Origin of the sequence: Streptosporangium sp. NPDC023963, from assembly GCF_040639135.1 — a bacterium.
Taxonomy (GTDB): domain Bacteria; phylum Actinomycetota; class Actinomycetes; order Streptosporangiales; family Streptosporangiaceae; genus Streptosporangium.
In genome coordinates, this window is the sequence record NZ_JBEZZK010000022.1 from 19,405 (window position 1) to 45,267 (window position 25,863).

The window sequence follows — 25,863 nt, forward strand, 5'->3', positions numbered from 1 at the left end:
TTCAGGTGCGATCCAGGATTCAGGCTTGTTTTCACGCCTGATCACGCCTAGGGTCTTCCCATGGCACCAAGAACCACCGTTCGAGAGCACAACGGCCCGGCGATGAGGGCCATCCGCAAGCGCAGCGAGCTGTCCGTGCGGGAGCTGTGTGACCTGCTGCGCGAACGAGAGGGCGTGGAGGTTCACCCGAACCACATTCGCAACCTTGAGACGAACGCTCGGGGAGCAAGCCCGCAGCTCATCGGTGCGATTGCCCGCGTCCTGTGTGTGCCGAAGGTCGCGATCCTGACTGCCCCTGAGGCCATCGAACGGGAGATGGAGTCAGCATGAGCGCCTCGCCGCCGCGGCTCTACAACGCCGAAGAGACCAGCCCGCAGGTGCGCAAGTCCGCGGGCTGGCTGCTCCGGAAAGCCCGCGTGAAGGCCATCCCGCACACCCGGATCGGCGCCAACGTCTTCTGGACCGACGAGCAGATCGCCCGCATCATCCGCGACGGCGCTGTGGAGCCCAAGCCCCGGGCCGAAAAGACGCCTCGGAAACTGGCCGCCGTCGCCTCGCCGCCCGCCCCCGCGCCGCGGGCTGGCCGGAAGCGAGTGCCCGCGGCGACTAAGACCGACATCCCCCGAGCTGACCGCAGCGTCAGCCGCCTCTACCGGCAGGAGAACGCGTCATGAACCCCGAGCTTGTGGAGTTCCGCCGCCGGGTCGCTTTCGCCTGGGGCTACACCTCCCTAACGCGGGAGATCGACGACGCCCTGGAGTTCGCCGCTGAGTGCGCGGCTCCCACCCTCACCCCCTGACTGATCAAGGAGATTCCCATGCTCACGTTCGAGCAGCGCAACACCCGCTACCTGACCCAGACCGGCCGGAACGAGCTCACCCCGAAGCAGAGGCGCCGCGCCTTGAAGAAGGAAATGAGCCAGTCGGAGGAGAACGCGGCCCGCCGTGAGGGCTGGGCGATCATCCGGCGGAACCAGGCGGAGCGCCGCAAGGCCCGCCGCGCGGGGCTGACCCCCGCTTCCTGACATAGCGCGGGCCCCGAGCCGACTGCAACGGCTGGAGCCCGCTGACCCACCCGCTCACAGAGACATCACAGAGAGAGCAGGCAAGTCATGACCCACAGTAAGCCCAACATCGTGGATGACGCCGCCGCCTGGCAGCGCATGAATGAGCGGTTCCCCGGGACGACGCGTGAGGCGCTCGACCGGATCGAGCTCGGCGACCGCGTGGCCCGCGCGCTGGATGACACGCTGAACGGCGGACACCCGTGAGCGCCCCCGCCGTGGAGCGGCTCACCTCGGCTGGAGCGCTGACGCTCGCCGCCAACCTGATCAACCGCCGTGGCCTGTGCCGCGACGACTACGAAGACGAGACCGGCGCCGTGTGCCCCGCTGGCGCGGTCGCCCTGGTGCTGGGCGCTGAAGACGCCGGCGAGTGGTCGAAGCCCGGCGAGTGGTTCCTGGAGTCCGGCGCCTACGACGTCGGGTTCGCCGCTCTGTACGCGCTGGTGGCGTCCATCGGCCGGTGGGACATGGGTCGCCCCGCTGAGGAGCCGTGGGACGGGGAGTCGCTGGCGAACCACGTTGCGTTCTGGCTGGCCGACGTGCGCCCGTCGGTGGAGCAGGTCGTCCACCAGATGCGTGCCGCTGCCCTCTCCCTTCCTGAGCAGACCGAGGTGAACGCGTGAGCGACCGCGAAATGCCCCCCGTCCAGGCCGCCCTTTGGGCGGGCGCCCTCGCCGTCATCAACGGGCTGCCGAAAGAGACGGGCGGCACGTCCCGCGAAATCGGCGACTTCACAGAGGACGGCGCCAGGACCACCACGAAGACCACCTACAAGGTGCACCAGCCGGACGGCACGACCAAGGTGTACACCCTGACCCTCGCCGTCGAGCAGTCGGTAGACGAGCACGACGAGCGTTGGGGGCCGGGCGGTCGCGCGGACCAGGAGCTGATCGGCTCCGGTGCTCGGGTCGTCGTGGACGCCAACCTGTACACGATCGGCAGCGCTAAAGCCGGAGGCTTCCGAGGGTTCAGCGGTCGCCGCTTCGACATCGAGTTCTTCGACGGGCGCACGGTCACCACCCGAAATCTGTGGGATCACGGCGTGATCCCGCCGAAGTGGCGGGAGCGCTACCCGGACAACGCCCGGTTCGTGCAGCCCGAGGGCGGTGAGGGTGCATGAGCGTCGCTGATGACCGCCTGCTCACCCCTGGCGAGGTCGCCCTGCTCTTTCGGGTGGATCCCAAGACTGTGACCCGCTGGGCGGCTGCGGGCAAGTTGACGTCCATCCGTACCCCGGGAGGTCACCGCCGGTTCCGCGAGTCGGAAGTGGATGTGCTGCTTCGTGGCGACTCCCCGCAGGGAGGTGAGAGCCGTGGCTGAGCCCCTCACTCTTGAGCAGCTCGCCGTCATCAAGTCCTTGGCGTACACGACTTCCGAGGGACGCGAGTTCGTCTTCGTCCACGAGATCACCGCAGCGCTCGGCGCTCAGTCGGACGAGCGCCCGCAGGGAGGCCGCTGATGGGTGCTCTCGTTGCTCTCCCCGACACGATCACCTGGCCGAAGGGCAAGACGCTTCTGGCGTCTGGTGAGGTCGCGGTCCTGCTGGGTGTGGAACGGGATCGGCTGACTCACTGGCGGCACCTCGGCCTGATCGACGTGTCCGTGACGACTGTCGGCGGCCACGCCCGGTTCAGCTGTGACGACGTGCAGACGTTCCTTCGGCAGGCGACCCGCGTAGGCCGCCTAGGGGTCGGGGACATCGTCGCCTGCTCCGACTGGAACGGCGGCGAACCAGTGCGGGTGCTGCACGTCGCTGGCACCCACAGGGGTGAGGTGTCCGTGCGCTGGCAGGACGTCTCCGCTCACGCACCCGCCGTGGCCGTCACAACAGGCCATGGCCGGATCGTTCGCCGCCTCCACCGGGAAGCGACGCCGTCTCCACCCGCAGGCGCTGCGGGCGGCCTGTGGATCACTGAGGCTGGCGTGTCCCGCCACCGGCATGACCCCTCCCGGGAGGGGCGAGCAATCTGCGGTCGCCGCATCCGGTACGAGGCGACAGCGGCGCACGCCCGGTACGAGCTGTGCGGCCAGTGCGAGCTGCTTCACCGTCTTGCGTCCTCGGAGCTGGCCACCCGCACGGGTGACGTCCTGGCCGAGCACGACACCAGCGACAAGCCGCTCCCCACCCCTCGTGACCCGCGGAACCCCGCAGAAGACGAGATGACCGACGACGACGAAGCCGAGTACGAGAAGGAGCGCACAACCTGATGGGCTTCACCCGAGCGCAGGTCGACCAGCTCCTCCAGCCGATCAACCCCAGCCGCGTCCTCAAAGACGGCAAAAACAACAGCCACGTCTCCCAGCAGGATGTCACTGCGCACCTGACGAGGATCTTCGGATTCGGCAGCTTCGATATCGACATCGAAGGCCCCGACTTGGTGTTCGAGCAGCAGCGGACAAACGACCAGGGAAAGCCTACGGGCCGGTGGGATGTCTGCTACCGGGCGAAGGTCACCCTGACAGTCCGGGACCCGGACGGCAACGTGGTGTGCCGCCTCCAAGGCAGTGCGACCGATACGGCCGAGAACCAGAAGCGCGGCGATGCCCATGACCTGGCGCTGAAGTCAGCGGAGTCCACGGCGAAGAAGCGGGCCGCCACCAACCTGGGCGACCAGTTCGGGTTGTCCCTCTACAACAAGGGCCAGATCAAGGCGCTGGTCCGGGGAACTCTCGTGATGCCGGAAGGCGAGAAGGCAAGCGGGGATGTTCAGGAGGGCATCGAGCAGCAGGTGTCGCTCGGCAACGACGAGATCGAACGGGATCTCGACGGGAGCCCGCCGCCGGCCGCGCCCAAGCAGACGGATGCCCCCGCCACAGCGCCGACGATCCCGGCCCAGGTTGCCCGCGAACCGCAGGCTGCGCGGTGGCCCGATGCCAGCAACGACGCCGAGGCGCTGGTGTCGAAGGCGTTGCTGGCGAAGTTGGCCGGCCAGTTCAGGGCGCTCGGCGTGACCGACAGCGACGAGGGCCTCATGACGATCGCGCTGCTGATCGACGTCAAGGTCAACGCGACCCGCGAGTTGACCAACGCTCAGGCGCAGACCCTCACCGAGGCTCTGGAACCGCTCACGCAGGCCGACGACCCCGCCGCGGCGTTGACCGCCGCGCTTCACGAGGCGATGGCCAAGACCGCGGCTGAAAGCGACGACGTCATCGATGGCGAGATCGTCAACGACCCCGAGGAGATCAATGAGCACGCCGCGTGATGCAGCGTTCCGTGTCGCTGTCCTGGACGCCCTGTCCAAGCGGGTGTACGCCGCGCTGGCCGAGGCCCGCAAGGAAGCCGAGCCGCTGTTCGCCGCAGCCCGCCTGGAGGGCACCAAGCAGATCGAGGTGGCTCTCCCCTCCGGGGCGCAGGTCGGCACCGTGTCCATCAAGGTCGGCGCCGACACGGTGACCATGGACGAGACCGCGCTCATGGAGTGGGTGGAGAACAACGCCCCTACCGAGATCGAAACGACCGTCTCGCCCGCGGCGCTGACCCGCCCCGATGTCGTGGCGTACGTGCGGCGCTTCCACCCGACGCTGATGGGCAAGCAGGTTCGGCCGGCGTACAAGACGGTGATCGTCAAGCAGCTCAGCGACGACGGCGAGTTCGTCGACACCGCGACCGGCGAGCTGGTGAAGGTCGCCGACAAGGTGCGGGGCGAGCCGACCGGCGCGTTCGTGTTGACGTTCGAGCGGGCAAAGGACGGCAGGCCCAACGGCCGCGACCAGATCGCCGCGGCGTGGGCCAGCGGAGAACTGTCCCTCGCGGACCTCCTGACCGTCGCGATCGAGGCTGCCTCGGACGGTGAGGCGTGAGCGAAGCTATCCAGCGGGCAAAGTCCGGCGGCTTGGTGATCGTGAACCCGCGTGTCCCTCTCACCCCCGCTGAGACCAATGAGCTGCTCCAGCTCTTGAACAACGAGTTGGAGATCTCCGGGGAAGCGGTCCGCAGCGGGCGTACCGAGGCGTCGAGGTTGAAGAAGGCGTACGAGGACGCCAAGACGGAACTGCTCATGTCTTCGGAGCGTCCGCGTGTTGGCCGGACCGCGGACGCGGTCACGGTGGCCGAGCGGGACGCCTGGATTGCCCTCCAGACGGACGAGAAGTATTCGGCGCTGTATGACGCCGAGGTACTGCTTGAGAACGCCATCGGCTACGCGTGGCAGGTCAACCGGCAGGTGAGCCTGGCCCAGTCGCTGAACAACAACGCAACGACTGGCCTTACCTCCTTCACTGGCGGTGGCCGATGAAGACCCGCGTGCAGTCCTGCTGCAGCAGGGAGACGTTCGCGAACGAGGCTGAGGCTCGCCGGCGCCTGGATCGGATCGTGTCGCTCGGGGTGTCTCGTGTTCTGCCGATGGGGGTGGAGCGGTGCCGTAACGGGTGGCACCTGAAGTTCCCGACCTCGGACACGGGGCCGTCGACGAAGCTCCGCGCATTGGTGGAGGCCAGGGATGGGAACCGGTGTGTGAAGTGTGGGAAGCCCACCCCGCGGGATGAGGACTCGCTTCATCATCGGCTTCCTCGGGGGCGTGGTGGAGGCAACACCGCCGAAAATTTGATCTTGCTTTGTGGTACCGGGACAAGCGGAGATCACGGCTGGGTTGAGCAGCATCGCACTGCCTCTTACCGGCTCGGCTACCTCGTCGAGTCTGGTATCGACCCCGCGGACAAGCCCGTCGCAGTTGCTGGCCTCGGCTGGCGGTACCCGACTTCGGATGGTCGGTGGATCACTCCTGAGGAGTACGGCGCCAACCCGGCAGAACTGGGCGAGGCGGCGTCATGAACGAGTGCCTTGACCCGCGGGACGACGGCGAGCGGTGCGGCGCATGCTCTGTGGATCTCGCTCTGCAAGCTGCGGACCCCAGGTACGGGTCTCCGTCGGATCTGGACGTGAGCGCGTGAGCCAGGACCTGGACATCGTGCCTGTGACGTTCGATTACGCCTGCGGATTCGTGGAGATGTGGCACCGCCACCTTGATCCGCCGGTCGGACACATGTGGTCCACCGGAGTCGTCACCGAGGACGACGTGATCCGAGGGGTGTCCATCGTTGGCCGTCCTGTAGCTCAGGGCTTCCAGGACGGTCGAACTCTTGAGGTGCTGAGAGTCGCGACCGATGGCACGTTCAACGCCTGCTCGAAGCTGTACACCGCGGCGTGGCACGCCGCGAAATGGCGCGGATTCCGGCGGCTGGTCACCTACACACACGCCATGGTCTACGGCCCTGTGTGCGCCGACGCGTGCAGGCACGCCTCGTGCAGAGCCGTCCTCATGGGCGAAACCGGGGCGTCGCTACGTGGCGCGGGGTGGCGGATCGTCGCTCAACGCCCACCCCGGCGGGGCTGGAACACGCCCTCACGCCCTCGTGATCCCGGACGGTCCGATGGCATCCCTCGCACCTTGTGGGAGGCCGTGTGAGCGACAACCCGGCCCTGTGGATCGCACTAGTCCTGCTGTTCCTTCTGATCCTCCTGCCCCTGCTCTGACCTCTCGGTGTCGGCTCTGGGCCCCTCGGGGGTGCTCAGAGCCGACACCCCCACCAACCCGAAGGAGACGTCTCGTGGCTGATCTGCCCGTGTTCCTGGAGCCCGAAGAGCCCATCGCGCAGCCCAACGCCAAGGAGGAGGCCGACGGCCTGTTCGTCCTCCCGGAACGCACCGACCCCACCCAGGCCCCGCCGCACCCCTGACCCCCTCTCCCGGTCCCGCCCTCCCAGAGAAGGGCGGGACCGGACCACCCCGGGCTGCTGTACGGGAGCCAGCAGACCAACCACGTGAGAGAGGAGGAGACAGGTGTCAGCCAAGAACGCGGCGGCGGATCTCCGCGAGCAGCACGTCGATGTCCACCTCGGAGAGGTCCACCGTCGTCCCCTCGATGGCGGCTTTGGTGTCGGACATGACCCCAGCGAGGCGGAGCGCTTCGCCCCGGTCGAGGCCGAGCGCGTCGGCGATGGTCAGCACGGTCCCGGCTTGAGGCGGGCGGGGCTGGGCCTTCCACGAGGCAATCGTGTTCCTGGAGACGCCAGTTCGCTTGTGCAGCCAGTTCTGGCTACGGCCCTGCTCGCTCAGGGTCTTGAGCACGAGGGCGTGGAGTGGCGCAGCGGGGGCGGGGCCATGGGGGCGCTGAATGTTGATCTTTCGGCGCGGGCGGACGTACTCCGGGGAGTGAGTGACGTTGTAGAGCGGACTCTCGTCGATGATCGCGTTTCGTTCGGCTTTCGCTGCCGCGACGCGGTTGTCGTGCCACTCGACAGCCTTGCGGGCGACATTCGGCCACCAGTGCTTGTTGCCCGCGTGGGTGGTCCAACGGGTGTCGAGGTCGTCGGTGATGCCGACGTACAGAAGCCGCTCGTCTTCGTCGTAGAAGCGGTACAGGGCCGTGTGGTTACTCATCGGCGGCCTTCAGCTTCGCCTGCTGCGTGCGGTACAGGCGGCGCCGCTTGGCGATGTACTCCTGCAGCGCTTCCTTCACGACGGCGGTGTTGCTCGTGCCGTCCTCGCCCGCGATCCATTCGACCTGCTCCCAGATCTCGTCTCCGAGGCGGACGTTGCGGACCGGAGTCTCGCCTGTCTTGGGTCGCGGCATGGCTGATCTCCCGAGCGTGTGAGTACACGGGATCATATGCGGCCTCCTTTCTCGTCTACGTTTCTGTAAGACAGTAACATGCCTGAATCACTTGTGAACACGGCTAAGTGTCGGTATATCTGTAATACGAAAACGACGCGTAGTCGTCCCACAGATAGGAGTCCTCGTGTCTGACCAGACCACGACGATGAAGGTCCGAGTCCGCGACCGGTCCGCCGAAGCGCCCTGGGGCGTCGGCCTGACCAACCCGATCGTGCGCACCGTGGAGATCTCCGCGAACTGCCCCGTCTGCGACGGCCCTCGCGGAGTCCCCCACAACCTCAACCAGGTCGACGACGGCGCGCGCTACTCGGTGGACGTGTGGACCAACCCGTGCGGCCACACCGACCCCTACACCGCCGTCATCAAGGAAGCCGCTGCTCTCCGCCCGAAGACGGACGGGGAGGCGTCGTGAGCCCCGCTGAGGTCCTTCGCGCCGCCGCATCCAAGGTGCGGGCGACCGCGAAGAAGGCCGCCCCGTGGCCGTGGAACCTCGATGGTCCGTGGTGGTGGGACGTCGCCGGTGGCACGGCTGAGGCGACGACGGTCATCAGCACCCCGGCGCGTGATGCCGTCGTGGTGGTTCCGCCGCCCCGAGGTCAGGTCCCGGCTGACGGCAGGGCTGAAGGCAGTGCGGCGTGGATCGCTCTGATGTCGCCCGCGCTCGCCGAACTGCTCGCCGCCTGGCTCGAAGCGACAGCCGACGAGATTGACCGCCTCGCTGGCGATCTCACTGAGGCGGAGCTGGCCAAGTACGACCCCATGACTCCCACGTGGATGCCCGCCCTGGCTGTCGCCCGCCACGTCCTCGACACCTTCCCGCTTCCCCCTTCCTCCTGAACGGAGACCGCGCATGTCTGAGAAGACCATCGGCCTTGACCTGAACCGGGTCAACCTCACCCCGCCGCCCGTCCGCGAGTTCGCCGAGCAGGTCGAGACGCCGAGCGTGGACGCCTACCTCGACGAGACCCGCCCGGCGCAGGCCCAGTACCGGGTCACGTACGAGCGGGTCGGCCGCCGCCGGGACGTTCCGCCGCTCGTCGTCATCGTGGCGGGGGCCGACGACCTCGCCGAGAAGGTGTACGACGACGTCCGGCCGTACCTCATGTCCCAGGACGTCGATGTCTCGGTGGACCTGGATGGCATGGAGGGCTTCATCTTCTGCGGGTTCAACTCCGGCGGCCGGTTCACCATCGAGGCACTCACCCCCGCTCCGGCTGCTCTTCCCCTTGGGGAGGAGGCGAAGTGACGGGCCTGTCGCTGGATAAGCGCACGTCAGCCCAACTCAGTGGAGTCCGAACTCGAATTTGGTCATCGTGACGACCTGCGAGCGGCGCACCGCGATCCTCCCCACCCCCTGAACCGCTGAAAGGACTTCCCTCATGTCTGAGACCACCGGTGTTGAGCGGGAACCGCTCCACATCCCCGCCGCTATCGAGCAGGTGACCCGCTGGCTGGTCGCCGCTGACTCCCAGGTGCTCGCTGTCCGCGACACGCAGGAGGAGGCGTTCCGCCTGTGTGAGGACGCTGAGCGCCCCCAGCACCCCGAGGGTGTCGAGTTCCGCTGGTTCCTCCTGGACGAGATCGAGCAGGACGGGCCGTGGGACATGTGGATGTTCGACGGCGACGAGCACGCCACGGGCTACACCGTCACCCCTATCACCATCGGCGGAGGTGCCTGATGGCGGACGATTACCAGCGCCTCGTCGAGGGCTATAGCTGGTTCGGGTTCCTCGCCTTCGACAACCTCGACCTGGTCGCCGACCGCATCCGGGCGATGATCGGCGGCGGGCAGCCGTACACGTGGGTTGCCGCCAACGAGATGTTCGGCCTCCGCCCTGAGGTCCGTACCGGGCAGGTCGCGACCACCGTCCGAGCAGAACGGCGCACCCACGACGGAAACGTTGAGTGCGGCTACCTGAACGTGGCCGACACCTACGGCGTGTGGGGGCTGAACACCGACGTCGCCACCCAGCACGAGGCGGCGGCGAAAGACGGGCGCGGGCGCACGTACCTGGTGTTCGAATGCGGCCAGTTGATGGCGGAGCACTTCGCGCCCGCCGGCCACCGCCTGTGCTGGGTGATCGCCCCCGAAGGCGCTTCCCCTGCTTGACGTCGGAGCGGTCCCGGATCTCCCCGTTAGAGCCGAGGAGATCCGGGACCGCTCACCAATCCAACCACCACCCCGAACCATGGAGATCACCGCAATGGGCAAGACCCAGACCCCCGTTCAGACCCCCGTCCAGAACCTCGTCGCCGAAGCGCCCGAGCGCCTCGTCTACAGCCCCGCCATCGTCGCCATGTTCCGCACCGCAGCTGAGCCGGAGCTGAACAAGGCCGACATCGCCATCGCCGAGCGTGAAGCGGCCATCGCGAAGCTGCAGGGCGAGATCGCCGCATGGCAGGAACACGCCGCCGGTATCCGCCAGGCGCTCCGTGACGTCGAGACGAACTCCAAGCCCGTCCCGCCTATCGCCCCCGCCAAGTGCGGCGCCTGCGGAGCTCTCATCGTGTACGGCGACATCGGCTGGGTTCACGCCGGCCGCGAGTTGAAGGACGGCGGGCACCTGTGCAACCCGGACCGGGCGGACTCTCCGATGGCGAAGCCCGCGGCGCCGGGGGAGTTGTCGGCGGACCCGGAAGCGCTGATCGCGAATTTCAAGGCCGCGCACGACGAGTTCAACGGCGCGGAGGGTGGTCGTCGCTGATGGGTGCTTTAGAGCTGGTGTGCCGCGTGTTCGCCCCGCACACGGGTCGTCGTGGACGTCGCCGCATTCGCCCTGTCCGAGCCGTGCACCCGGTGATGCCGCCTCCGGTCACGGACCCCGCCCCGACCTCCACCACCCACCCGTACCCGCAGGAGCCCACACCATGAGCAGCCCCCGTGACACCAGCAAGTTCAACACCACCGACGCTCTCCTCTTCTTCGCAGAGGCGATGGGGACGGGCGGGACCTCTGGCGCGATTGAGCGGCAGGAGAAGCAGGCTCAGGTGGAGTTGCTCAACTCCACCGTCATCCCGACCGAGATCCACGGCGGAACCGAGGCAGACCTGACCGCGCTCGGCTTCAAGCTCGGCGCCGCGGTCGAGGGGGATCCGCTGTTCCGCCACGCAGAACTGCCCGCCGGATGGACGCGAGAGGGCTCTGACCACGCGATGTGGTCCTACCTCCTCGACGAGCAGGGCCGCCGTCGCTGCTCTGTCTTCTTCAAAGGAGCGTTCTACGACCGCAAGGCGGACATGGGCATCGAGACGGTGTACAGCTACGTCGGCCACTGCCTGTCCGAGAAGACCGCCCCGGTCCTCGACGACGTGTGGGCGACCCCCAAGGCCGTGAGGGCCGCCGCTGCCGGACAGCTCGCGCGGAGCGCCAAGTCCCTGGAGATGTACGCGCACCGGACCGACGACTACGGCCGGGAGCGTACCGCGGAGTTGAAGGCGGAGATCGCCGCCTGCAACGAGCTGTACGCCTCTCTGTCTGTCTCCTCTGGAGAGGCGGAGAGCCTCGCCGAGCCGCTTGTCGATCCCGATTGCCGAGACGGAAAGTGCCACTCCTGTGTGGGCGGTCCGTGCGAGCACTCCTGCCACCAGGGCGACTCTGGAGAGGCGGAGACCCGTGGCTGAGCACTCTGCCCTCGACGACCTCACCGTCAGCCTCCGAGCCGAGTTCGGCCCTCCGGTAGAGGAGAAGATCGCGCTGACCGTGGCCCCGGAGGACATGTCTGCCCGGCAGCTGTTCCGCTCGGTGGAGATCCTTCGCACCGCCCTGGTCGAGGCCCGCCAGGACGCGCACACCGCCCGCATCGACTACGAGCTCGCCCGCACCCGAGCAGACAACGCTGAGGCCAAGCTCCGCGCTGTCGCCAATGTCCGGGCATGGGTCGACGAAACCGATCGCCGTTTCGTCTACGTCTCTGACCTCGCTACCGCGTTGGGGCCTCCCTCTCCCACCACACAGGAGGGGGAGCAGTGACGGTCCAGAAGCTGCGGCCGATCATCATCGTCGCTCTCACCGCCCACGTGGCGCTGTTCTTCCTCGCAGCGTTCATGGGCGTGTGGGGTGTCGCAGTGGCGATGTTCCTCACCGCCGCCGTGAACGTCGCCGCCGGGGTCGCGGTCGGCGTGTACGCCGGCCAGTCCCGAGCGGCGTCGGAACTGATCCGCGCCCACGGCGAACTGGCCACCGCGAGGGCTGAGGTTGCCGCGCAGACCGCGACGAACACCGACCTGAGGGAAGCCCGCGACCGGGCGCTGGAACGCGCTAAGGACGCCTCTCAGCGCGCGGAAAGCCACCTCGCGAGCCTGCGTGAGGTCGAGGCCCGCATAGCGGAGGCAACGCCTTGAGCGGCCTCCTCCCCGGACTGGTGGTGCTGGTAGGTGCGGCCGTCGTCGCCTACCAGCTCCACCACTACGCCCCTGACCCGCTAGAGCCCACCATCACCTGCACACCAGAGGAGGAGAGGACGTGACCTCCGACGAAGCCGAGTGGGTGCGGGCCAACGTGTGGCCGGAGTGGCTGTACTGGGGCGGCCGACTGCCGGATCTCCGGTGTCCGTGCGAATGGGTGCCGCTCTGCGAGCGCGGCGACCACGAGGCATGCCGCCGGATGGCGCACCTACCGCACTGGGAGACGCTCGCGAAGACGAAGCCCGGGAGGGTGGCGCACCTGCCGGCCAGCTTCGAGCATCCGCTACTGCTCCACGGCGGGACGGTCTGCACGACTGCGGCCATGGTGTGGCTGGCCGATCGGGCGTGCCACGTCCTGTGCTCCTGCCCGGACGGCTGCCACGAAGCGCAACTCGACCTGTTCGGGGGTGCGGCATGACGCCGATGACGGAAGAGTCCGGGGCCTGGGTACGTGAGCACGTCTGGCCCGCGACCATGCGTAAAGCCCGCGACGAACACCCCGACACCCACTGCCCCTGCCAGTGGGGCGCACCTCTCAACTGCGCAGGCGACCCGTCATGCCACCGCATCCAGCCGCTCGCCTCCTGCGAGACCTACATCACCAACCGCCGCTGGCAGGTGCAGAGCTTCACCGCCGACTACGAGCACCCCACCGCCAGCGCGGCCAGCACCCGCCGTCGCCGCGACGCGATGGTGTGGCTCGCCGACCGTCGATGCCGATGGGTCTGCCCGAACCGCCACGTTTCGGCTGCTCCGGAGCCCGAAACCGTACCGCGGACCTACGAACTGGTGTCGCTGTTCGACGTCGCGGAGGTCGCGTGATGCCCCACCCCTGTACCGGACCACACCCCGAACACCCCGAAGGAGAGCAATCGTGACCGGTGTTCGTCCTCGCGCTGATTGCCGCTCCTGCGGCTTCGAGTACGCGCTCACCCACGACGAGCTGATCCACCGCCACCTCACGGACGGTTCCATCTGCCTTGGTTCGGGCCGCCCGCCCGCGGGTGAGGAGCCGTGCGGGTTCTGGTGTGGCCGCATGGTGGGGCGGGTGTCGTGGCCGGCGGATCTCGCGTCGGCGGACCTGTCGCAGGGGCACGCGTCAACGTACGTGTGCGCCGACCCTGAGCACCACGCTGAGGCTGCGGCGTGGGTGCAGCGGAAGACCGGCCATGCGGGCGTGTTCGTCGGCAGGGCGGAGCTGACCCGTGCCTGAGACCACGCTGACAGACGACCTCGACCGCCTCGCCCGCCACGTCGAGTGTCTGGAACGCGCCGCGGCCGACTCCTCCGCACCCACGCAAGCGCGGTACCGGGTGTCGGCGATGGCTGCTCTTGCCCGGACAGCTTTGGAGACCGCCGGACAGGGCCGGACGTCACCGGACGCTGCCGGATCCTCCCGGACGGTTCCGGATGGGACCGGACAGTTCCGGATCGTTCCGGAACGCCTCCGAACAGAACCGAACGGAGACGGGTCGTGACTAGCTGGAACATCTCCTCTCTCAGCCTGCAGATCGGCACCTGCACCACATGCGGCAAGAAGTCGTACGGGACCCGCAGGGCGGCGAAGCGAGCTGGTCGAGCCCTGCACCCGGATGCGTGCATGCGCGCCTACCAGTGCGGCACCTTCTGGCATCTGACGAGCTCTCCCCGCAAGCAGGAAGGCAACCGATGACGGCAACGCAGGGGATAGGCCGAGTCGCTCGCCGAACCGTGCACCATGCCTCGCTCGCTTGGCGAGATGACGCCGAATGCCGAGACAAGCCTCTCGGCCTGTTCTTCGGCCCAGACGGTGAGCGGCAAGCGGACCGTGATGTTCGGGAGGAGAAAGCCAAGCGGGTGTGTCGCCCCTGTGGGGTGCGTACCGCGTGTCTGGCGTACGCGATGGCCACCGGCCAGCCCGCAGGCGTATGGGGCGGGGAGACGACGGAAGAGCGCCGCGGGGAACGCCGCCGCCAAACCCGCAAAGCCGCGCCGCCGCCCGTGCCCGCATCGCAGGGCTTCACCAAGCGTGAAGCGGACCTGTACACGGCGAGCGTCCACCTCATGGACCGCAAGGGGCGCCTCTTGGCGGACGCGGCTGCGGAGCTCCGTGTGGATGCGCGGGAGTTGCGGTCCATTCGCCGGCGCGGGCGCCAGTTGAGCCGCCCTGCTTCCAGTACTGCCTGATCGAGACCGAGGAATAGAGACATGGCAAGAAGAAGACTTCCGCAGGACTACACCGCGGGTGAGTTCGACGCGGTGGTGGCGCAGATCCAGGGGAACCCGAGGCTACGGGCCGACCTGGAGACGATCGCGGGCTACTCCCTTGAGGGGAGGCCGCCGCGAGAGCTGTTCGACGCGTTCCGGGCGATGGAAGGCGCTACGGATGTGATGGCGGCCGTCGTCCGGTACGGGCAAGGCGTCCAAGCGGTCCGTAGGACTCGGGTTGAGATGGAGTTCGACCCCGAGGTGGATCTGACACCGCAGCAGGCGGAGCACGTCGCAGAGCTCCAGGCGAAGCTCGACGCCGAGCGGCGAGAGAAAGCGGAACTGAAAGCGGCGCTGAAGGTCGCCCAGTCGCCGCGGCACCTCGTACAGCTCCCCGCCGACCACATCACCCGCAAGGCGGTCGGCGAATGAGCGCGGTCGACATCTTTGGGACTTCCACGAGTGTGGCCCGGTACCGGGTGCAGATGCAGGTCCTCGACAAGATCGTGGGCGGGGTGCCGTCCTCACCGTCGGTCATCAAGGGCTGGCTGAAGTCCCGGATGGACATCGGTGACCGCGACCTTCAAGAGCTGGTGGACAAGACCCTCGCCGAACGATTTCCCAACGGGCAGCCGTCCGCGGACGCCCTCGCTGAGGCGCTCATGGACTCCGAGGCCGCCCCGAACATCAACGGATTCAAACGCATTCCCGGCTCCGGTGAGCTGGCGTATGAGACGCGCTGCATGAAAGCCGCGATCAAGGAATGGGCCAATTCTGCGTACCCCGGAACGGACTGGGACGACAAGTTCACCAGGAAACCCGCCGTCGGCCGGCCGCTACCGAAGGGCTTCCGCAAAGGGCTGATGTCGACGTCATCTGAGCGGGTGTTCATCACTAAGCCCTACATCGGCTTGGGGGTGACTGAGCCCACGGGGGTGGAGGAGCGCATCAAGCACGTCATGACCGCGCAAGGCCCTCGCTCTTCGATCAACCGGGTCGAGTACGTCGAATGCCCGCTGCTGGAGTTCGAGCTGAAAGTCCACGACGACTTCCTGAGCAACGAAGCATGGGGCCGCATCTGGGAACGCGGCGAAGACATCGGCATCGGTTCCGACCGCGGCCGGAGTGACGGCAAGTTCGAGCTGCTCGCGTTCGACCGGATGCCCTGATGTCAGGCAGGCAACACCTTCGGGGAGGTCAGCGGTTGACGCTGGCCTTTCCTGCGACGCCGTCGACCACTGATACGGCTAGCCAATGCAAGACGACAAGCCTACCCGCGCCAGGCCCAGCCATGCCGACATGCCCTGCCACTCCCACCCCAGCCAAGCCAAGCCAAGCCAAGCCAAGCCAAGCCAAGCCAAGCCAAGCCAAGCCGACGAGCCTACGCCTACCCGATCCCCGCCGAGCCTTACCGACATGTCTTGCCACCCCCAGCCTGCCCGAGCCGACAAGCCGATCCACTGCCTTCCTGTACGCATCGACGGGCCCAGTCACGCCTGCTCCATCCAAGCCGACAGGTCAAGCCGTATCCGGCCAAGTCAAGCCACTCCGACCTGCCAACCCGAGCCAACCCGATTCCCGCCGACACGCCAACCCGAGCCGCGGCACACCATGCCCCTTCGTTCCGACAAGCCTCGCCCGCCCGATTCCGGCCCCTTCCGACTTCTCGACCCCTGCCATCCCATGCCGTGCCGACCCAACATGCCTTCCCGGCCCACACCCAGCCAAGCCGACATCTCTACCCCGCCCGCGCCGACCCAAGTCGACTTCTCAACTCCTGCCGTCTCGTCGCGCACCGACATGCCTAGTCAGCCCTTTCCCGATCCGACAGGCCATCCCTTGCCACACCGAACCCCGCCGACTTGCCCATTCCGCTCCATCCGCGCCGACCCTATGCCGACCACTCTCCCCAGCCCGGAGCAAGCCTTGCCTTCCCCGACCCGACTAGTCAGCCCTGATCTCGCCAGCCCGGCCCTGACCTGACGTCCCCCTGGGGTGGGCTTCACCGCCCACCCCACCCACCGAAGGAGGTGAACGCGTGATCCACGAACTTCCCGAAAGCGCCGCTGCACGTCTCCAGGCCCGCGCCGACGCACTACGAGAGGACCGGCCCGGCTACACAGATCCGCTTGTCGACGTCCTCTGGCGGGAGTGCCGGCACGCGGAGGATCACGGGTTCATCTACGACGACCCGCGGGCTATCGCAGTGATCGCGTTGGAACACATCGCTGGCGACCTCGCCCAGGGCGGCGCGCGGCAAGCATCCGCTGGCGTCGAGGGGGTGGAGGGGTGAACGGCTCAGTCAGAAGCAGGAGAGCCGGAGGAGTCGCCGGCGTCCGGGCGGCGGGGGAGCTTGGCTCCGCGCTCGCGCACGAACCAGCGGATGAACTCACGGACGATGGCCGCCCGGTTGCGCTCCCCGACGAGCTGGCCGAACTTCTCCCACAACTCGTCATCGACCCTGATGGGGCGATGTGGCGTGTGGGTCTCCTTCATGCGGCCAATGGTAGCCCGTGTGTATCCAAGATTCTGACGTCGCGGTTTGCCGTGGATATCCATGGTGACTATCATCGTGGATATCCACGCTTGGATCAAGTCGCCTCGTGGATATGGGGTTCTACGCCCACGCCAGGAGGTCTATTCGACGTGCTCAAACGAAGACAGACGCCGCTCTCGCCCAACCCGTAAGAGCGCCATCGGCACCAAGAGAGAGCCGCCCACGTGAACGACGAAACCCTCAACGGCCTGACTGACGGCACGTTCCGTGCTCGATGGCTGCGTGAGGTCTTCCGGACCCCCCACATCACCGAGTCGGTGAAACTGCTGTTGATCTCAATGGCAGTCGAAGAGATGGACGCGACTGGCCGCGTCTCGGTGCCCCGCGAGGATCTCGCAGTGCGCATCGGGCGGGGGAAGGCGCGGGTCTCCGAGAGGGTTCAGGAGGCGGTGAATCAGGGGCTCCTGATTCGCGTCTCGGCGGGGAAGAAGGGGAGTACCGCGGTCTATGCCGCCGCCGTTAATGGGTCCGCCTGTTCGGACCTCATTGGGACGTCTGAGGATCCGGAAAAGGGTCCGGCTACGCGGACCGAAAGTGAACACTTTGGGTCCGGACTGCAGGACGCTGAGCCGGAATCAAAGGGTCCGGCTATCCGGACCGAAATAATGTTTGGGTCCGGACTGCAGGACGCTAAGAACGACGATGAGGTCCGGACAGGCGGACCCAATGACCAGAAAAAGGGTCCGCCTACACGAGCCGCCAAGGTAGAGGAGGGTGTGGGAGGGGTTGAACTTCCCAACGACTCCGCTGACGAAGACTTCTTGAAGATGGAAGACGCGGCTGCGCCGCGAGCCCCCAAGTCGTCGAAACGAGCCAAGCGGCCCGCGACTCCCAAGATTCCCCTCTCTCCCGACTTCGCACCAGACGCCGGAATGCTGGCCTGGGCCCGGGACAAGTGCCCCCTCGTCGATATCGGCACCCAGACCGAACTGTTCATCCGCCACTTCACCGACCCTGAAAAACCGCAGGTCAAGAGGCCTGGCTGGGTTCGGTCGTGGGAGACCTGGATGCTCCGCCAGCAGGGCTGGGCCAAGGACCGGCCGAGCAACGTTCATCAGCTCCGCCCCACCGGCACCGGCGGTCACCAGCCGTACCGCAATCCCCAAGACCCGTCCGTCTACTTCGAGGACATGTGACCATGACCGATCCCAAGCCCCTGCGTGCCGACATCGCGGAGATCTTCCGCCGTAAGGGCGTTGACCCCGAAGCGATCGCCGAGACGCCCGTGGTCGACGACGACCCGTTCGGCAAGGCCGAGCAGACCCGCCTCGCCCTGGAGTACGCCGACAAGCACATCCCCGCCCGGTACGCCGACGCGATGGCCGACGACTCGGCGGTGGTCGACTGGGTTCGCAGGATCATGGACCAGTGCGTCGCTGACTCCGTGATGCGAGTCACCCACTGGGTTCACTCTGGCCCGTCGCTGCTGATCCTCGGCCCGACCGGCGTCGGCAAGACCCACCAGGCGTTCGGCGCGCTTCGACTCCTCGCGACCACCGGAATCCGCGCGAAGTGGCAGGCCGTCACCGCCGCCGATCTGTACGCCCGCCTTCGGCCGCGACACGGCGTCGACTCCGAAACCGAGTTCCGTCTCCTCGCTGACGCCCAGATGCTCCTCGTCGACGACCTCGGCGCCGCGAAGACGTCCGAGTGGGTCGAAGAGGTCAACTACCGGCTCGTGAACTGGCGATATGAGCGGGTCTTGCCGACGCTGTTCACCAGCAACGTGCCGCCCAGGCAGCTGTCCGACGCGCTCGGCGAGCGGGTCGCTTCCCGCCTGATCGAGATGACCGACCGGGTTGTCCTCCAGGGCGCGGACCGCCGCCGGGTGGGTGTGTGACCGTGATCGACAACTCCCCCCACGCGCTGTACCGGTTCTACGACGCCACCGGCGTACTCCTCTACGTGGGCATCACCGCTGACCCCGGCGTCCGCTTCAAGAAGCACCGCGGCGACAAGGAGTGGTGGACCGAGGTCGCGAACATCCGGATCGAGAAGCTGCCCACCCGTGCCGCGGTCCTGGACGCGGAGAGGCGGGCCATCCGAGAGGAGCGTCCGCTGTGGAACGTCGCCCACAACGACGCCGCTCAGGCAGTTCGCACTCCTCGCGGCGACTTCCGAGACCAGCGTGGACGCCTCCTGTCCAGCGCAGACCCGGCATGGTGCCGTCTGGCCACAAGCCACCCGCAACTCCTCGCAGTTGAGCAGTACCTCCGCCACATCGGCGACCAGTACCTCGACATCTACGGCTACCTCCAGGACTCCAAATTCGCTGACACCGAATACATCTGCGGGCACGCGCTTTGGTACGGCGTCGGCAACGCGCTGGACCTCCTCGGAGGAGTACGCCTGTCCAGCAAAGCGATCACCGAAGCGGTAGCCGGCCTCTGCGCAGGCGTCCCCCTGATCGACGACCCCGACGAAGTGAGCCTGTGGCCGGAGAGCGTCTTCACCGGTCCGCTCGGCTTCATCCACGTGCTGATCGGCAAGGGGTGGGACGCGCCCGCGGAGCTGTGCTCTCCCGAGGCTGGACACGTGGTCTACCAGCGAATGCTCGCACTCATGCCGAACTGCGACGGCCCTTGCATCTGCAAGCCACAGCCCTGGCGCTAGCCGCTACCTCCGACCCCAAGGACTCCAAGTGACCAAGATCCTGACCACTCACAACGCCGAGATCACCACGGCCACCGTCCAGGTGAAGACCCTCACTATCTCCGGCAAGCAGGTCACCCAGTCTGTCTTTCGGCAGTTGTTCGAGGAGCCACTCATCGCCCACGAAGGCGCCCTCAACGGCACGCCATGGGGCGTCGTCAACTACCACCCCGACAAGTGCGGAGACCGGCCTGAGCACTGGCACATCGTGTGGCAGCGCGGCAACGACCTGTTGCGCTCGGCCGTCGACATCGAAGTGAACTGGCCCTACACGTCGAAAGCCGCTAACGAATTCATGACCGCTGTGGCATGGGAGACCCAGCAGGAAGGCGGCACGAAGTTCTTTGGCGGCAAACCGCCGAAGACGACGACCACTGAGTTCGAAGTGCACTGGCGTTGTGGTGGCTTGCCGATCATCTCCCACATCGATTGGTACGTGGGAAGGGTGCTGAACCAATCAAACCCTGCGTGGAACCGCACCCCCCTCCAGCCCCCCACAAAGGCGGCGGCTGAATGGATGTCGACACTGGCCGAAGAAGTGGCCAAAGAGGCTGCACGACAGGAACGACACCGCAAGTTGCGTGCACCTCTCGCTGAACTCCCTCACCTGTTCATCGCGGTGTAGGCCGTGAACGACGAACTCCAGGCCCGTCTCGCCTCTCTCGAAGCTGAGCGTCTGCGCCCAACCCCGCCGAAACCGCCGTCCACCCCGTCAGCTCTGGCCGAGGTGGTGTTCCGGGAGATCGAGGAGGTTCTGGGCGCTGACGTGGACGGGGTGCTCGGTGTGGAGCCTGTGCTGTCTCGTCCTGGACCTCCGGACCCGCCCCAAGATCGTGAAGCTGAGGAGAAAGCATGACCGCCCTGATCGTCCGCGGCGACGCCCGCCAGCTTCCACTGCCCGACGCGTCCGTGGATCTCATCGTCACCAGCCCGCCCTACTTCGGCCTCAGGTCGTACCAAGACGGAGGCGAGCACTACGCCGGGCAGATCGGCGACGAGCTCACCCCACGGGAGTACATCGACAACCTGCTCGACTGCACCCGGGAGTGGATGAGGGTCCTCAAGCCGGAGGGGTCGTTGTGGCTGAACCTGGGCGACAAGTACGCACAGAACCCTGGCCAGTTCGGACCACAAGGCGCGTCCGGGCAGCGCGCTAACAGGGCGCAGGCCGCGAGCTACGTAGACGCGCCAGCGCGCCAGACGATCGAGTACGGCGTGCGCGCCAAGTCGTTGACCGGTTTGCCGTGGCGGTACGCGCTCGGCTGCATCGACGACCTCGGCCTGATCTTGCGCGCTGAGGTGATCTGGTCCAAGACGAACGGGCTGCCCGAGAGCGTCACCGACCGGGTGCGGCGAAGTCATGAGCAGTGGTTCCACTTCACCAAAGAGCCCCGGTACTTCTCGGCGGTTGACGAGATCCGTCAGCCGCACGCAGACACCTCGGCTCATGCCATGTCTCGGCGCCAGCGCACCGACAAGCGGCTCATCGCGGCCAACGCTGGAATGAGCAGCACAGCCAACCCGCTCGGCGCGCTGCCCGGTTCGGTGTGGGAGATCGCCACACAGCCGCTCCGTGTACCCGACTACCTGGCCGTTGATCACTTCGCCGCGTTCCCGATGGAGTGGCCACGTCGCATCATCGCTGGCTGGTCCCCAACCGGCATCTGTCTCGCCTGCGATCAGCCCCGCACACCCATCGTCCAGGGGTCCGGGACCGGCAGCGACAACAACCCCGACCGCGAGTTCCGTAACCACGTAGGTGCCACCGGTCAGAAGTTCTACGCCCACCGCGCGGCCAATCCGCGACTGCTCCTCGGTTACGCCTGCGCCTGTCCCGAACCGACAGCACCCACCCGGCCAGCCGTCGTCCTTGACCCGTTCGGCGGCACTGGCACCACGGCGCTCGTCGCCGCGGCGCTCGGACGCCGCGGCGTCACCGTCGACCGGTCCGCGGACTACTGCCGTATCGCCGCCTGGCGCACCGCAGACCCGGGAGAGCGTGCCCGCGCTCTTGGCCTGCCTAAGCCGCCTCCGCAGGTTGCAGGACAGGCCGACCTGTTTGGCGAGGTAGTCGCATGATCCGCCGTATCCGCACTCTGGTCCGCGACCGCCTGGAGTGGCGTCGGGCCCGCCGCGACTACCGAGCTCTGTGCGACGACGGCCGCGCCGCGACCCTCCAGTTCAGCGTGGGCATCCACCCCGAGGACTACGAGTGGACCGGCATCGACGGGATCACCGCTCTCAAGACCACTGTGCCGCTCACGCCGCGCGGCAAGCGGTTCATGGCGTCCGTCATCGGCGACATCGAGCGGTCGTGTATCCGTGCGGTCCTCGACGCCAACCGGGAAGCCGCGTCTGCCTCTCCTGTCTCAGACGCCCCGGGAGAGCCCCCAGCGACGCCGTAGAGCGACGCGCACGTCTCGCGGGTCCACGGCTTCCACCCGAATTCGTCCGGGCTTCTACGGCCCTCTGAGCCGCACACCAGTTCGCAGGTTGGGGCTCCAACCGAAAACAAGATCGACAAGCAGCCACGAAAGGAAGATCAGATGACCGTTCAGGCGACCACCAGCCTCCGCGACCAGATCCGTAAGGCCGTCCTGCACGCCGAGTGCGAGCAACCCCAAAAGTGCCCCGACTGCATCACCGACTCAGTGCTCTCGGTCGTGGCCGCCGACGTGGCCCGCTCCGCCCGCGCCGCCCAGGACTGCGGGAAGGCCACCGCGAGTCTCATCGACCTGTTCCACGCCGCTCTACGCGCCCACCGGGAGCTCGGATCCGACGCGGCGGTGAGGGTCCTTCTCGACCATGGCGCCGACGTTCCGGAGTTCCTCGACGGCCTCGACCTGCCCGCCCCCGCGTAGCACCTGACCCCCGAAAGGAACCCCTGATGGACCTGCCCGACGACTGCTACCTGACCTACGTCATCGCCCACGAGGCGTGGTACGCGAAGGTCCCCGGTGTGATCGACGTCCCGCGACTGAGCGTCGTGGCCAGATCCCGAGGCGGAGGCTGCGCCTGGGAGTTCATCGCTGAGGAGGCCGACCTCGGCCCGCGGCGCCCCTCGATCCGTCTGCGCATCTTCAACGAAGCGTTTGCCGCGTTCGAGCAGATCCCAGAGTTCTTCAAGGCGATCAGCGAGGCGAAACCGACCACGCTCGCTGGGCTCGTGAAGATCCTCAACGACCTCGGCGCGGTGGATGACACCGAGCGCGTCGAGCCTGAGCGCATCCGCGCCACTTCCGCCTGACCCCTGTCCTGTCCGGTGTCTTGCCGGACAGGCACACAACCCGAAAGGACAAGATCACCAATGAGTGAAGCTCGCCGTTTTCAGCTCGTCAGAGACCGCGACGTCACCGGAGTGTCCGGCGTCGGCATCGTCGCCGACGGCGTTCTCTGGCCCGACAACACCGTGTCGATCCGCTGGCGAGGAGACCGCCCCTCAATCGTCCACTGGAGCCACATTGACGACGCACTCCACGTCCATGGACACGGAGGCGCTACCCGCTTCGAGTGGCTCGACAACGGCACCACCATGACCCTCATCAAGCCCGACCTTGACCAGCTCCGCGAAGAGGGCTGGGTCCAGAACGGGCGGGTTGTCTTGATGTCCATGCTCAACGCCGACGATCTGTCGCCCGAGGAAGCACGCGAGTTCGCAGCCCAGTACGCCGCTGCCGCAGACCTCGCCGAGCAGGACGGGAAGACGCTGTGATCCGCCGCTACCAGACCCGCCCCGCAGAGGTGTCCGCTGTTCAGTGGGACGGCAACAACCTCACGGAACTGCATGACTTCGCGGGGAACCGCTTCGAGTACCGGCCCGATCCGAACGCTGAAGACGTCGCGTTCGTGCAGGTCACTCCCACGTCGTGGGTGAGTCTCGGCGAAGACCGCTGGGTCGTCCGAGACCGCGACGGAGCCCTGCGTGTGTGTTCGCCGGCCGAGTTCGCTGCCGACTACGAACCGGTCGGGGAGGCGCCCGATCCTCCGGCGGTTGAGCGCCTGACCGCTGGCTGGCCGCTCCTCCAACCGTCGCGCCGAAACACCCCGAGGAGGCTCCCCGATGTCCGCTGACTTCCACCCCTGCGCCGCCGACCACTGCGACACCAAGATCCCCAACCGCCTACTGATGTGCGCAGACGACTGGGCACTCGTGCCCCGCGCTGTGCAACGGCAGGTTCTGAGCGCCTACCGGAACCGGTCTCGCACCGGGTGGGGCCCGTATGCCACCGCCATCACCGCTGCTCGTGAGGCTGTCGTCCACGCTCTCGGAGGCCGGGAGACGCGGAATGTCTGAGATCCCTGAGCCTGAGGTTCGCGTCACCCGCTACGAGGTGTCCTGTCTCCCACTGGGCCATCCCGAGTACAAGAACTTCAAGGTCATCGTGGAACGTCACCGGGACGGGCGATGGTCGGCCAGCGACGGCCTGCTCGCGTTGACCTCTGGCGGCGCCTGGGTGATCGATCCGAGCTGTGTCGCCCATCGCCACAGCGAGGAGTTCGCGCTGCAGTTGGCCCGCGCTGCCGCACCTCACGTCACCTGCAACGGTCACACGGTTGCTGATGCTCTCCGAGACCGGGAGACGCCCGATGCCTGACGACCTCCGCCAGCGCTACGCGCGCTTGGAAAACGAGCAGGGCCAGCTGTGGGACATCGTCGATCAGGTCCACCTCGGCCCGGTATCGCCCGACAAGGACCTCGTCGAGGCCGTCGCTGACACGATCAAGCAGGTGGGTGACGTGTGGCAGGCACGCGCCGAGGAGGCTGGGGAGGCGCTGGAGAGCGCTCAGGAAGCGCTCACCCGCGTCGTTGCTCTCGCCCGCTCCCTGGCCGCCACGGACCCCGCGACGGCTGACTTGATCGCCGAGACGATCGTGAACATGCCGGGGAAGTGCGCGCCCGGCGCCGCTCTCGCGCTCCTCGACCCGCCGGAGCCCCGGTGACCCTCTTCACCGAAGGCGAGGAAGCCCCGGACGTTCCTGTCCGGGGCCGGTGCCGGGAATGCCGCCGCCCCCTGTACGACCCCCGGTGGATCGCGTTGGGGTGGGGCGAGGACTGCGCGAGACGCCTTGGCCTCCTGCCCGCGTCGTCTCCTCGGGTGAGGTTGGGCGGGGTGCGGGCCGGCGGATCCGTCGAGGGACAGGAAGACCTACTCGCCGAGGAGGAGACGTGAAGGGCTACTCGGCGAGCTTCTTGGCAGGCTGGTCTTTCCCGGTGCGCTTGATCCACGCCGCGACCTCTGGCCAGTCCCACGCGTCCAGCCCAGACACGGTCGTGATGGGCGCAGGCATGGGCTCATCACGCGCTCGCCGAGCGGGGCGACCAGCGGCTTCCCACTGCTTGCGGCGGAAGTTCCAGTTGTTGACGGTCTCTCGGCGCAGCTCAGCACCGAGCTCGTCGCGGGCGCGCGCCACGATCTCGTGTGATCCGACGACGTCTTGGCGGGGGTCCTTCATGAGCCGAGTGTATAGGTCGAATCTCGGCGGGAGTAGGGATCCGATCCCGATGAATGTAGTAAATCAGTTGCAGCAAGCGTGACTATTCCGCTACGGTCATATCAATAGCAGCGACCAAGGGAGAACGACATGACCGCCCCCCGCACCCTCCTCGCCGACATCATCGCCTCCGCCCGCCCCAACCAGCTCATCACCGACCTCGCCGCTGACGCGCAGGCCGCCCGCCCCGCCGAGGTCGACCGCGACGCCCTCCTCGCCGAGTCCAACCGCATCGCCCGCATCGCCGACGCCCTCGCCGCCAAGGGCGAGTCCGAGACCGCCGTCCACCTGTACCAGGACGCGATCGCCCTCCTCACCGCTGCCTGATCGGGTGGTCTGTCTGAGGCTCCGTTCGGGGCGGAGCAGCGGGCAGACCACCCGACCAGACCGACCCCCTGAACGGAGATCGCCTTGAATGCCACCGTCGCCGAGACGCCGACGCCGCCCTTGGGAACGTGCCCCGCCTCGTGGTTCCGCGTCGGCTTGGCCGGCACCTGGGACCTCTCGTGCAGCCTCGACGCCGACCACAACGGCCCCCACCGCGACGTCAACGCCTCCAGCGAGTGGTCGGACTAAGCCCTGACAGACAGACCCCCGCCCGCCTGAACGAACCGGAGAACCGATGACCGCCCTCCCGCTCGCCGCCTCCCTCACCGACCTGCTCGACGCAGTCGAGACCGACCCGTCCTGGTCCCTGTGCCCGTTCAGCAGGGAGGAGCGCAGGACGTACGTGCACGCCACCGCCACCATGGTCGAGTTCTTCGAGAAGGTCGCTCTGCGGGTGGACATCCCCGCCGCGGACTACGCCGGCCCCGCGACGGTGGACAGGATGCGTCTGGACGCCATCCGCACGATCAACTCGGCCCGCACCACCTGATCCGCCCCCACGA

Annotated in this window: 53 protein-coding genes; 49 read left to right on the top strand and 4 right to left on the bottom strand. The window is 67.4% G+C overall.

The window, feature by feature from the left end:
* The first annotated feature begins 60 nt into the window (after positions 1-60).
* The 16 genes from AB0F88_RS39685 (at position 61) to AB0F88_RS39760 (ending at position 6,742) form a co-directional block, all read left to right on the top strand.
* Positions 61-330, top strand: a complete 270-nt coding sequence (locus tag AB0F88_RS39685) for a helix-turn-helix transcriptional regulator (protein WP_362696421.1) — start codon at positions 61-63, stop codon at positions 328-330.
* Complete coding sequence (locus AB0F88_RS39690; RefSeq protein ID WP_362696423.1) at positions 327-674, top strand: hypothetical protein; 348 nt, start codon at positions 327-329, stop codon at positions 672-674. The genes AB0F88_RS39685 and AB0F88_RS39690 overlap by 4 nt, the downstream gene beginning before the upstream one ends.
* Positions 671-799: a hypothetical protein gene (locus tag AB0F88_RS39695; RefSeq protein ID WP_362696425.1), complete on the top strand. Its 129-nt coding sequence runs from the start codon at positions 671-673 to the stop codon at positions 797-799. Before AB0F88_RS39690 ends, AB0F88_RS39695 begins: the two co-directional genes overlap by 4 nt.
* An 18-nt stretch (positions 800-817) precedes the next feature.
* Positions 818-1,024 (top strand): hypothetical protein, encoded by a 207-nt coding sequence (locus AB0F88_RS39700; RefSeq protein WP_362696427.1) that lies wholly within the window; start codon positions 818-820, stop codon positions 1,022-1,024.
* Between the two features lie 87 nt (positions 1,025-1,111).
* Positions 1,112-1,270: a hypothetical protein gene (locus tag AB0F88_RS39705; RefSeq protein WP_362696429.1), complete on the top strand. Its 159-nt coding sequence runs from the start codon at positions 1,112-1,114 to the stop codon at positions 1,268-1,270.
* A complete protein-coding gene (locus AB0F88_RS39710) occupies positions 1,267-1,686 on the top strand; it encodes a hypothetical protein (RefSeq protein WP_362696431.1) in 420 nt (139 codons plus the stop codon). Before AB0F88_RS39705 ends, AB0F88_RS39710 begins: the two co-directional genes overlap by 4 nt.
* Positions 1,683-2,183, top strand: a complete 501-nt coding sequence (locus AB0F88_RS39715) for a hypothetical protein (protein ID WP_362696433.1) — start codon at positions 1,683-1,685, stop codon at positions 2,181-2,183. The genes AB0F88_RS39710 and AB0F88_RS39715 overlap by 4 nt, the downstream gene beginning before the upstream one ends.
* Complete coding sequence (locus AB0F88_RS39720; RefSeq protein WP_362696435.1) at positions 2,180-2,383, top strand: BldC family transcriptional regulator; 204 nt, start codon at positions 2,180-2,182, stop codon at positions 2,381-2,383. Before AB0F88_RS39715 ends, AB0F88_RS39720 begins: the two co-directional genes overlap by 4 nt.
* On the top strand, positions 2,376-2,522 hold the full coding sequence (locus AB0F88_RS39725) for a hypothetical protein (RefSeq protein WP_362696437.1): 147 nt from the start codon (positions 2,376-2,378) through the stop codon (positions 2,520-2,522). Before AB0F88_RS39720 ends, AB0F88_RS39725 begins: the two co-directional genes overlap by 8 nt.
* Complete coding sequence (locus AB0F88_RS39730; protein WP_362696439.1) at positions 2,522-3,271, top strand: MerR family transcriptional regulator; 750 nt, start codon at positions 2,522-2,524, stop codon at positions 3,269-3,271. Before AB0F88_RS39725 ends, AB0F88_RS39730 begins: the two co-directional genes overlap by 1 nt.
* Positions 3,271-4,269, top strand: coding sequence for a Rad52/Rad22 family DNA repair protein (locus AB0F88_RS39735; protein ID WP_362696441.1), 999 nt, complete (start codon positions 3,271-3,273; stop codon positions 4,267-4,269). Before AB0F88_RS39730 ends, AB0F88_RS39735 begins: the two co-directional genes overlap by 1 nt.
* Positions 4,253-4,867, top strand: coding sequence for a hypothetical protein (locus AB0F88_RS39740; RefSeq protein WP_362696443.1), 615 nt, complete (start codon positions 4,253-4,255; stop codon positions 4,865-4,867). The genes AB0F88_RS39735 and AB0F88_RS39740 overlap by 17 nt, the downstream gene beginning before the upstream one ends.
* Positions 4,864-5,301, top strand: a complete 438-nt coding sequence (locus tag AB0F88_RS39745; protein WP_362696445.1) for a hypothetical protein — start codon at positions 4,864-4,866, stop codon at positions 5,299-5,301. The genes AB0F88_RS39740 and AB0F88_RS39745 overlap by 4 nt, the downstream gene beginning before the upstream one ends.
* Before the next feature lie 107 nt (positions 5,302-5,408).
* Positions 5,409-5,837: an HNH endonuclease signature motif containing protein gene (locus AB0F88_RS39750; protein ID WP_362696732.1), complete on the top strand. Its 429-nt coding sequence runs from the start codon at positions 5,409-5,411 to the stop codon at positions 5,835-5,837.
* A gap of 115 nt (positions 5,838-5,952) precedes the next feature.
* The gene (locus AB0F88_RS39755; protein ID WP_362696447.1) at positions 5,953-6,471 is read left to right on the top strand and encodes an XF1762 family protein; all 519 of its coding nucleotides are present in this window, start codon (positions 5,953-5,955) and stop codon (positions 6,469-6,471) included.
* Positions 6,472-6,613: 142 nt separating this feature from the next.
* Entirely contained in the window at positions 6,614-6,742 is a 129-nt protein-coding gene (locus tag AB0F88_RS39760) for a hypothetical protein (protein WP_362696449.1), read from the top strand.
* A gap of 106 nt (positions 6,743-6,848) precedes the next feature.
* Here the strand turns inward: AB0F88_RS39760 and AB0F88_RS39765 are convergent, their stop codons facing one another.
* Positions 6,849-7,445 carry a GIY-YIG nuclease family protein gene (locus AB0F88_RS39765; RefSeq protein WP_362696451.1) on the bottom strand — a complete coding sequence of 199 codons (597 nt, stop codon included), beginning with the start codon at positions 7,443-7,445 and terminating at the stop codon, positions 6,849-6,851.
* Positions 7,438-7,638: a hypothetical protein gene (locus tag AB0F88_RS39770; protein WP_362696453.1), complete on the bottom strand. Its 201-nt coding sequence runs from the start codon at positions 7,636-7,638 to the stop codon at positions 7,438-7,440. Before AB0F88_RS39770 ends, AB0F88_RS39765 begins: the two co-directional genes overlap by 8 nt.
* A 166-nt stretch (positions 7,639-7,804) precedes the next feature.
* Between AB0F88_RS39770 and AB0F88_RS39775 the strand changes: the two genes are divergently transcribed.
* The 17 genes from AB0F88_RS39775 to AB0F88_RS39855 all read left to right on the top strand — a co-directional run bounded on the left by AB0F88_RS39775 (position 7,805) and on the right by AB0F88_RS39855 (position 16,564).
* The gene (locus AB0F88_RS39775) at positions 7,805-8,092 is read left to right on the top strand and encodes a hypothetical protein (protein WP_362696455.1); all 288 of its coding nucleotides are present in this window, start codon (positions 7,805-7,807) and stop codon (positions 8,090-8,092) included.
* Positions 8,089-8,517: a hypothetical protein gene (locus AB0F88_RS39780; RefSeq protein WP_362696457.1), complete on the top strand. Its 429-nt coding sequence runs from the start codon at positions 8,089-8,091 to the stop codon at positions 8,515-8,517. Before AB0F88_RS39775 ends, AB0F88_RS39780 begins: the two co-directional genes overlap by 4 nt.
* A 13-nt stretch (positions 8,518-8,530) precedes the next feature.
* Positions 8,531-8,926, top strand: a complete 396-nt coding sequence (locus tag AB0F88_RS39785; protein WP_362696459.1) for a hypothetical protein — start codon at positions 8,531-8,533, stop codon at positions 8,924-8,926.
* A 133-nt stretch (positions 8,927-9,059) separates the two neighbouring features.
* Complete coding sequence (locus AB0F88_RS39790) at positions 9,060-9,359, top strand: hypothetical protein (RefSeq protein ID WP_362696461.1); 300 nt, start codon at positions 9,060-9,062, stop codon at positions 9,357-9,359.
* A complete protein-coding gene (locus AB0F88_RS39795; RefSeq protein ID WP_362696463.1) occupies positions 9,359-9,790 on the top strand; it encodes a hypothetical protein in 432 nt (143 codons plus the stop codon). The genes AB0F88_RS39790 and AB0F88_RS39795 overlap by 1 nt, the downstream gene beginning before the upstream one ends.
* A gap of 94 nt (positions 9,791-9,884) precedes the next feature.
* Complete coding sequence (locus tag AB0F88_RS39800; protein WP_362696465.1) at positions 9,885-10,385, top strand: hypothetical protein; 501 nt, start codon at positions 9,885-9,887, stop codon at positions 10,383-10,385.
* 163 nt (positions 10,386-10,548) lie between these two features.
* The gene (locus AB0F88_RS39805) at positions 10,549-11,301 is read left to right on the top strand and encodes a hypothetical protein (protein ID WP_362696467.1); all 753 of its coding nucleotides are present in this window, start codon (positions 10,549-10,551) and stop codon (positions 11,299-11,301) included.
* The gene (locus AB0F88_RS39810; RefSeq protein WP_362696468.1) at positions 11,294-11,650 is read left to right on the top strand and encodes a hypothetical protein; all 357 of its coding nucleotides are present in this window, start codon (positions 11,294-11,296) and stop codon (positions 11,648-11,650) included. The genes AB0F88_RS39805 and AB0F88_RS39810 overlap by 8 nt, the downstream gene beginning before the upstream one ends.
* The gene (locus tag AB0F88_RS39815) at positions 11,647-12,021 is read left to right on the top strand and encodes a hypothetical protein (protein WP_362696470.1); all 375 of its coding nucleotides are present in this window, start codon (positions 11,647-11,649) and stop codon (positions 12,019-12,021) included. The genes AB0F88_RS39810 and AB0F88_RS39815 overlap by 4 nt, the downstream gene beginning before the upstream one ends.
* Before the next feature lie 121 nt (positions 12,022-12,142).
* Positions 12,143-12,502: a hypothetical protein gene (locus AB0F88_RS39820; protein WP_362696472.1), complete on the top strand. Its 360-nt coding sequence runs from the start codon at positions 12,143-12,145 to the stop codon at positions 12,500-12,502.
* Between the two features lie 5 nt (positions 12,503-12,507).
* Positions 12,508-12,906: a hypothetical protein gene (locus tag AB0F88_RS39825; protein ID WP_362696474.1), complete on the top strand. Its 399-nt coding sequence runs from the start codon at positions 12,508-12,510 to the stop codon at positions 12,904-12,906.
* 52 nt (positions 12,907-12,958) lie between these two features.
* Positions 12,959-13,297: a hypothetical protein gene (locus AB0F88_RS39830; RefSeq protein ID WP_362696476.1), complete on the top strand. Its 339-nt coding sequence runs from the start codon at positions 12,959-12,961 to the stop codon at positions 13,295-13,297.
* A gap of 261 nt (positions 13,298-13,558) precedes the next feature.
* On the top strand, positions 13,559-13,756 hold the full coding sequence (locus tag AB0F88_RS39835) for a hypothetical protein (protein WP_362696478.1): 198 nt from the start codon (positions 13,559-13,561) through the stop codon (positions 13,754-13,756).
* On the top strand, positions 13,753-14,250 hold the full coding sequence (locus AB0F88_RS39840) for a WhiB family transcriptional regulator (protein ID WP_362696480.1): 498 nt from the start codon (positions 13,753-13,755) through the stop codon (positions 14,248-14,250). Before AB0F88_RS39835 ends, AB0F88_RS39840 begins: the two co-directional genes overlap by 4 nt.
* Before the next feature lie 21 nt (positions 14,251-14,271).
* Complete coding sequence (locus AB0F88_RS39845) at positions 14,272-14,703, top strand: hypothetical protein (protein WP_362696482.1); 432 nt, start codon at positions 14,272-14,274, stop codon at positions 14,701-14,703.
* Positions 14,700-15,440 carry a hypothetical protein gene (locus AB0F88_RS39850; RefSeq protein WP_362696484.1) on the top strand — a complete coding sequence of 247 codons (741 nt, stop codon included), beginning with the start codon at positions 14,700-14,702 and terminating at the stop codon, positions 15,438-15,440. The genes AB0F88_RS39845 and AB0F88_RS39850 overlap by 4 nt, the downstream gene beginning before the upstream one ends.
* A gap of 869 nt (positions 15,441-16,309) precedes the next feature.
* On the top strand, positions 16,310-16,564 hold the full coding sequence (locus tag AB0F88_RS39855; RefSeq protein ID WP_362696486.1) for a hypothetical protein: 255 nt from the start codon (positions 16,310-16,312) through the stop codon (positions 16,562-16,564).
* A gap of 5 nt (positions 16,565-16,569) precedes the next feature.
* On the opposite strand, the gene AB0F88_RS39860 is transcribed toward AB0F88_RS39855, so the two are convergent.
* Positions 16,570-16,767: a hypothetical protein gene (locus AB0F88_RS39860; protein ID WP_362696488.1), complete on the bottom strand. Its 198-nt coding sequence runs from the start codon at positions 16,765-16,767 to the stop codon at positions 16,570-16,572.
* 225 nt (positions 16,768-16,992) lie between these two features.
* Between AB0F88_RS39860 and AB0F88_RS39865 the strand changes: the two genes are divergently transcribed.
* The 13 genes from AB0F88_RS39865 (at position 16,993) to AB0F88_RS39925 (ending at position 24,651) form a co-directional block, all read left to right on the top strand.
* Positions 16,993-17,964 (top strand): hypothetical protein, encoded by a 972-nt coding sequence (locus AB0F88_RS39865; protein WP_362696490.1) that lies wholly within the window; start codon positions 16,993-16,995, stop codon positions 17,962-17,964.
* A gap of 2 nt (positions 17,965-17,966) precedes the next feature.
* The gene (locus AB0F88_RS39870; protein WP_362696492.1) at positions 17,967-18,668 is read left to right on the top strand and encodes an ATP-binding protein; all 702 of its coding nucleotides are present in this window, start codon (positions 17,967-17,969) and stop codon (positions 18,666-18,668) included.
* On the top strand, positions 18,665-19,441 hold the full coding sequence (locus AB0F88_RS39875) for a GIY-YIG nuclease family protein (protein ID WP_362696494.1): 777 nt from the start codon (positions 18,665-18,667) through the stop codon (positions 19,439-19,441). Before AB0F88_RS39870 ends, AB0F88_RS39875 begins: the two co-directional genes overlap by 4 nt.
* Before the next feature lie 28 nt (positions 19,442-19,469).
* Positions 19,470-20,105, top strand: a complete 636-nt coding sequence (locus AB0F88_RS39880) for a hypothetical protein (protein ID WP_362696496.1) — start codon at positions 19,470-19,472, stop codon at positions 20,103-20,105.
* Between the two features lie 227 nt (positions 20,106-20,332).
* Positions 20,333-21,559 carry a site-specific DNA-methyltransferase gene (locus AB0F88_RS39885; protein WP_362696498.1) on the top strand — a complete coding sequence of 409 codons (1,227 nt, stop codon included), beginning with the start codon at positions 20,333-20,335 and terminating at the stop codon, positions 21,557-21,559.
* Positions 21,556-21,885: a hypothetical protein gene (locus AB0F88_RS39890; RefSeq protein WP_362696500.1), complete on the top strand. Its 330-nt coding sequence runs from the start codon at positions 21,556-21,558 to the stop codon at positions 21,883-21,885. The genes AB0F88_RS39885 and AB0F88_RS39890 overlap by 4 nt, the downstream gene beginning before the upstream one ends.
* 141 nt (positions 21,886-22,026) lie before the next feature.
* Complete coding sequence (locus AB0F88_RS39895; RefSeq protein WP_362696502.1) at positions 22,027-22,341, top strand: hypothetical protein; 315 nt, start codon at positions 22,027-22,029, stop codon at positions 22,339-22,341.
* 26 nt (positions 22,342-22,367) lie between these two features.
* On the top strand, positions 22,368-22,727 hold the full coding sequence (locus AB0F88_RS39900) for a hypothetical protein (RefSeq protein ID WP_362696504.1): 360 nt from the start codon (positions 22,368-22,370) through the stop codon (positions 22,725-22,727).
* A 60-nt stretch (positions 22,728-22,787) separates the two neighbouring features.
* Entirely contained in the window at positions 22,788-23,192 is a 405-nt protein-coding gene (locus AB0F88_RS39905; protein ID WP_362696506.1) for a hypothetical protein, read from the top strand.
* Positions 23,189-23,551 carry a hypothetical protein gene (locus AB0F88_RS39910; protein WP_362696508.1) on the top strand — a complete coding sequence of 121 codons (363 nt, stop codon included), beginning with the start codon at positions 23,189-23,191 and terminating at the stop codon, positions 23,549-23,551. Before AB0F88_RS39905 ends, AB0F88_RS39910 begins: the two co-directional genes overlap by 4 nt.
* 215 nt (positions 23,552-23,766) lie before the next feature.
* Positions 23,767-24,075: a hypothetical protein gene (locus AB0F88_RS39915; RefSeq protein WP_362696510.1), complete on the top strand. Its 309-nt coding sequence runs from the start codon at positions 23,767-23,769 to the stop codon at positions 24,073-24,075.
* Positions 24,068-24,421, top strand: coding sequence for a hypothetical protein (locus AB0F88_RS39920; RefSeq protein WP_362696512.1), 354 nt, complete (start codon positions 24,068-24,070; stop codon positions 24,419-24,421). The genes AB0F88_RS39915 and AB0F88_RS39920 overlap by 8 nt, the downstream gene beginning before the upstream one ends.
* Positions 24,418-24,651 (top strand): DUF6011 domain-containing protein, encoded by a 234-nt coding sequence (locus AB0F88_RS39925; RefSeq protein WP_362696514.1) that lies wholly within the window; start codon positions 24,418-24,420, stop codon positions 24,649-24,651. Before AB0F88_RS39920 ends, AB0F88_RS39925 begins: the two co-directional genes overlap by 4 nt.
* A gap of 4 nt (positions 24,652-24,655) precedes the next feature.
* Here AB0F88_RS39925 and AB0F88_RS39930 read toward each other — a convergent pair whose 3' ends face one another.
* Positions 24,656-24,934, bottom strand: a complete 279-nt coding sequence (locus AB0F88_RS39930) for a hypothetical protein (RefSeq protein ID WP_362696516.1) — start codon at positions 24,932-24,934, stop codon at positions 24,656-24,658.
* Positions 24,935-25,063: 129 nt separating this feature from the next.
* Here AB0F88_RS39930 and AB0F88_RS39935 point away from each other — a divergent pair, with 129 nt between their 5' ends.
* From AB0F88_RS39935 to AB0F88_RS39945, 3 genes are all read left to right on the top strand, one after another.
* Positions 25,064-25,300, top strand: a complete 237-nt coding sequence (locus AB0F88_RS39935; RefSeq protein ID WP_362696517.1) for a hypothetical protein — start codon at positions 25,064-25,066, stop codon at positions 25,298-25,300.
* Between the two features lie 84 nt (positions 25,301-25,384).
* Positions 25,385-25,549: a hypothetical protein gene (locus AB0F88_RS39940; protein ID WP_362696519.1), complete on the top strand. Its 165-nt coding sequence runs from the start codon at positions 25,385-25,387 to the stop codon at positions 25,547-25,549.
* A 46-nt stretch (positions 25,550-25,595) separates the two neighbouring features.
* A complete protein-coding gene (locus tag AB0F88_RS39945) occupies positions 25,596-25,850 on the top strand; it encodes a hypothetical protein (RefSeq protein WP_362696521.1) in 255 nt (84 codons plus the stop codon).
* Positions 25,851-25,863 lie beyond the last annotated feature (13 nt).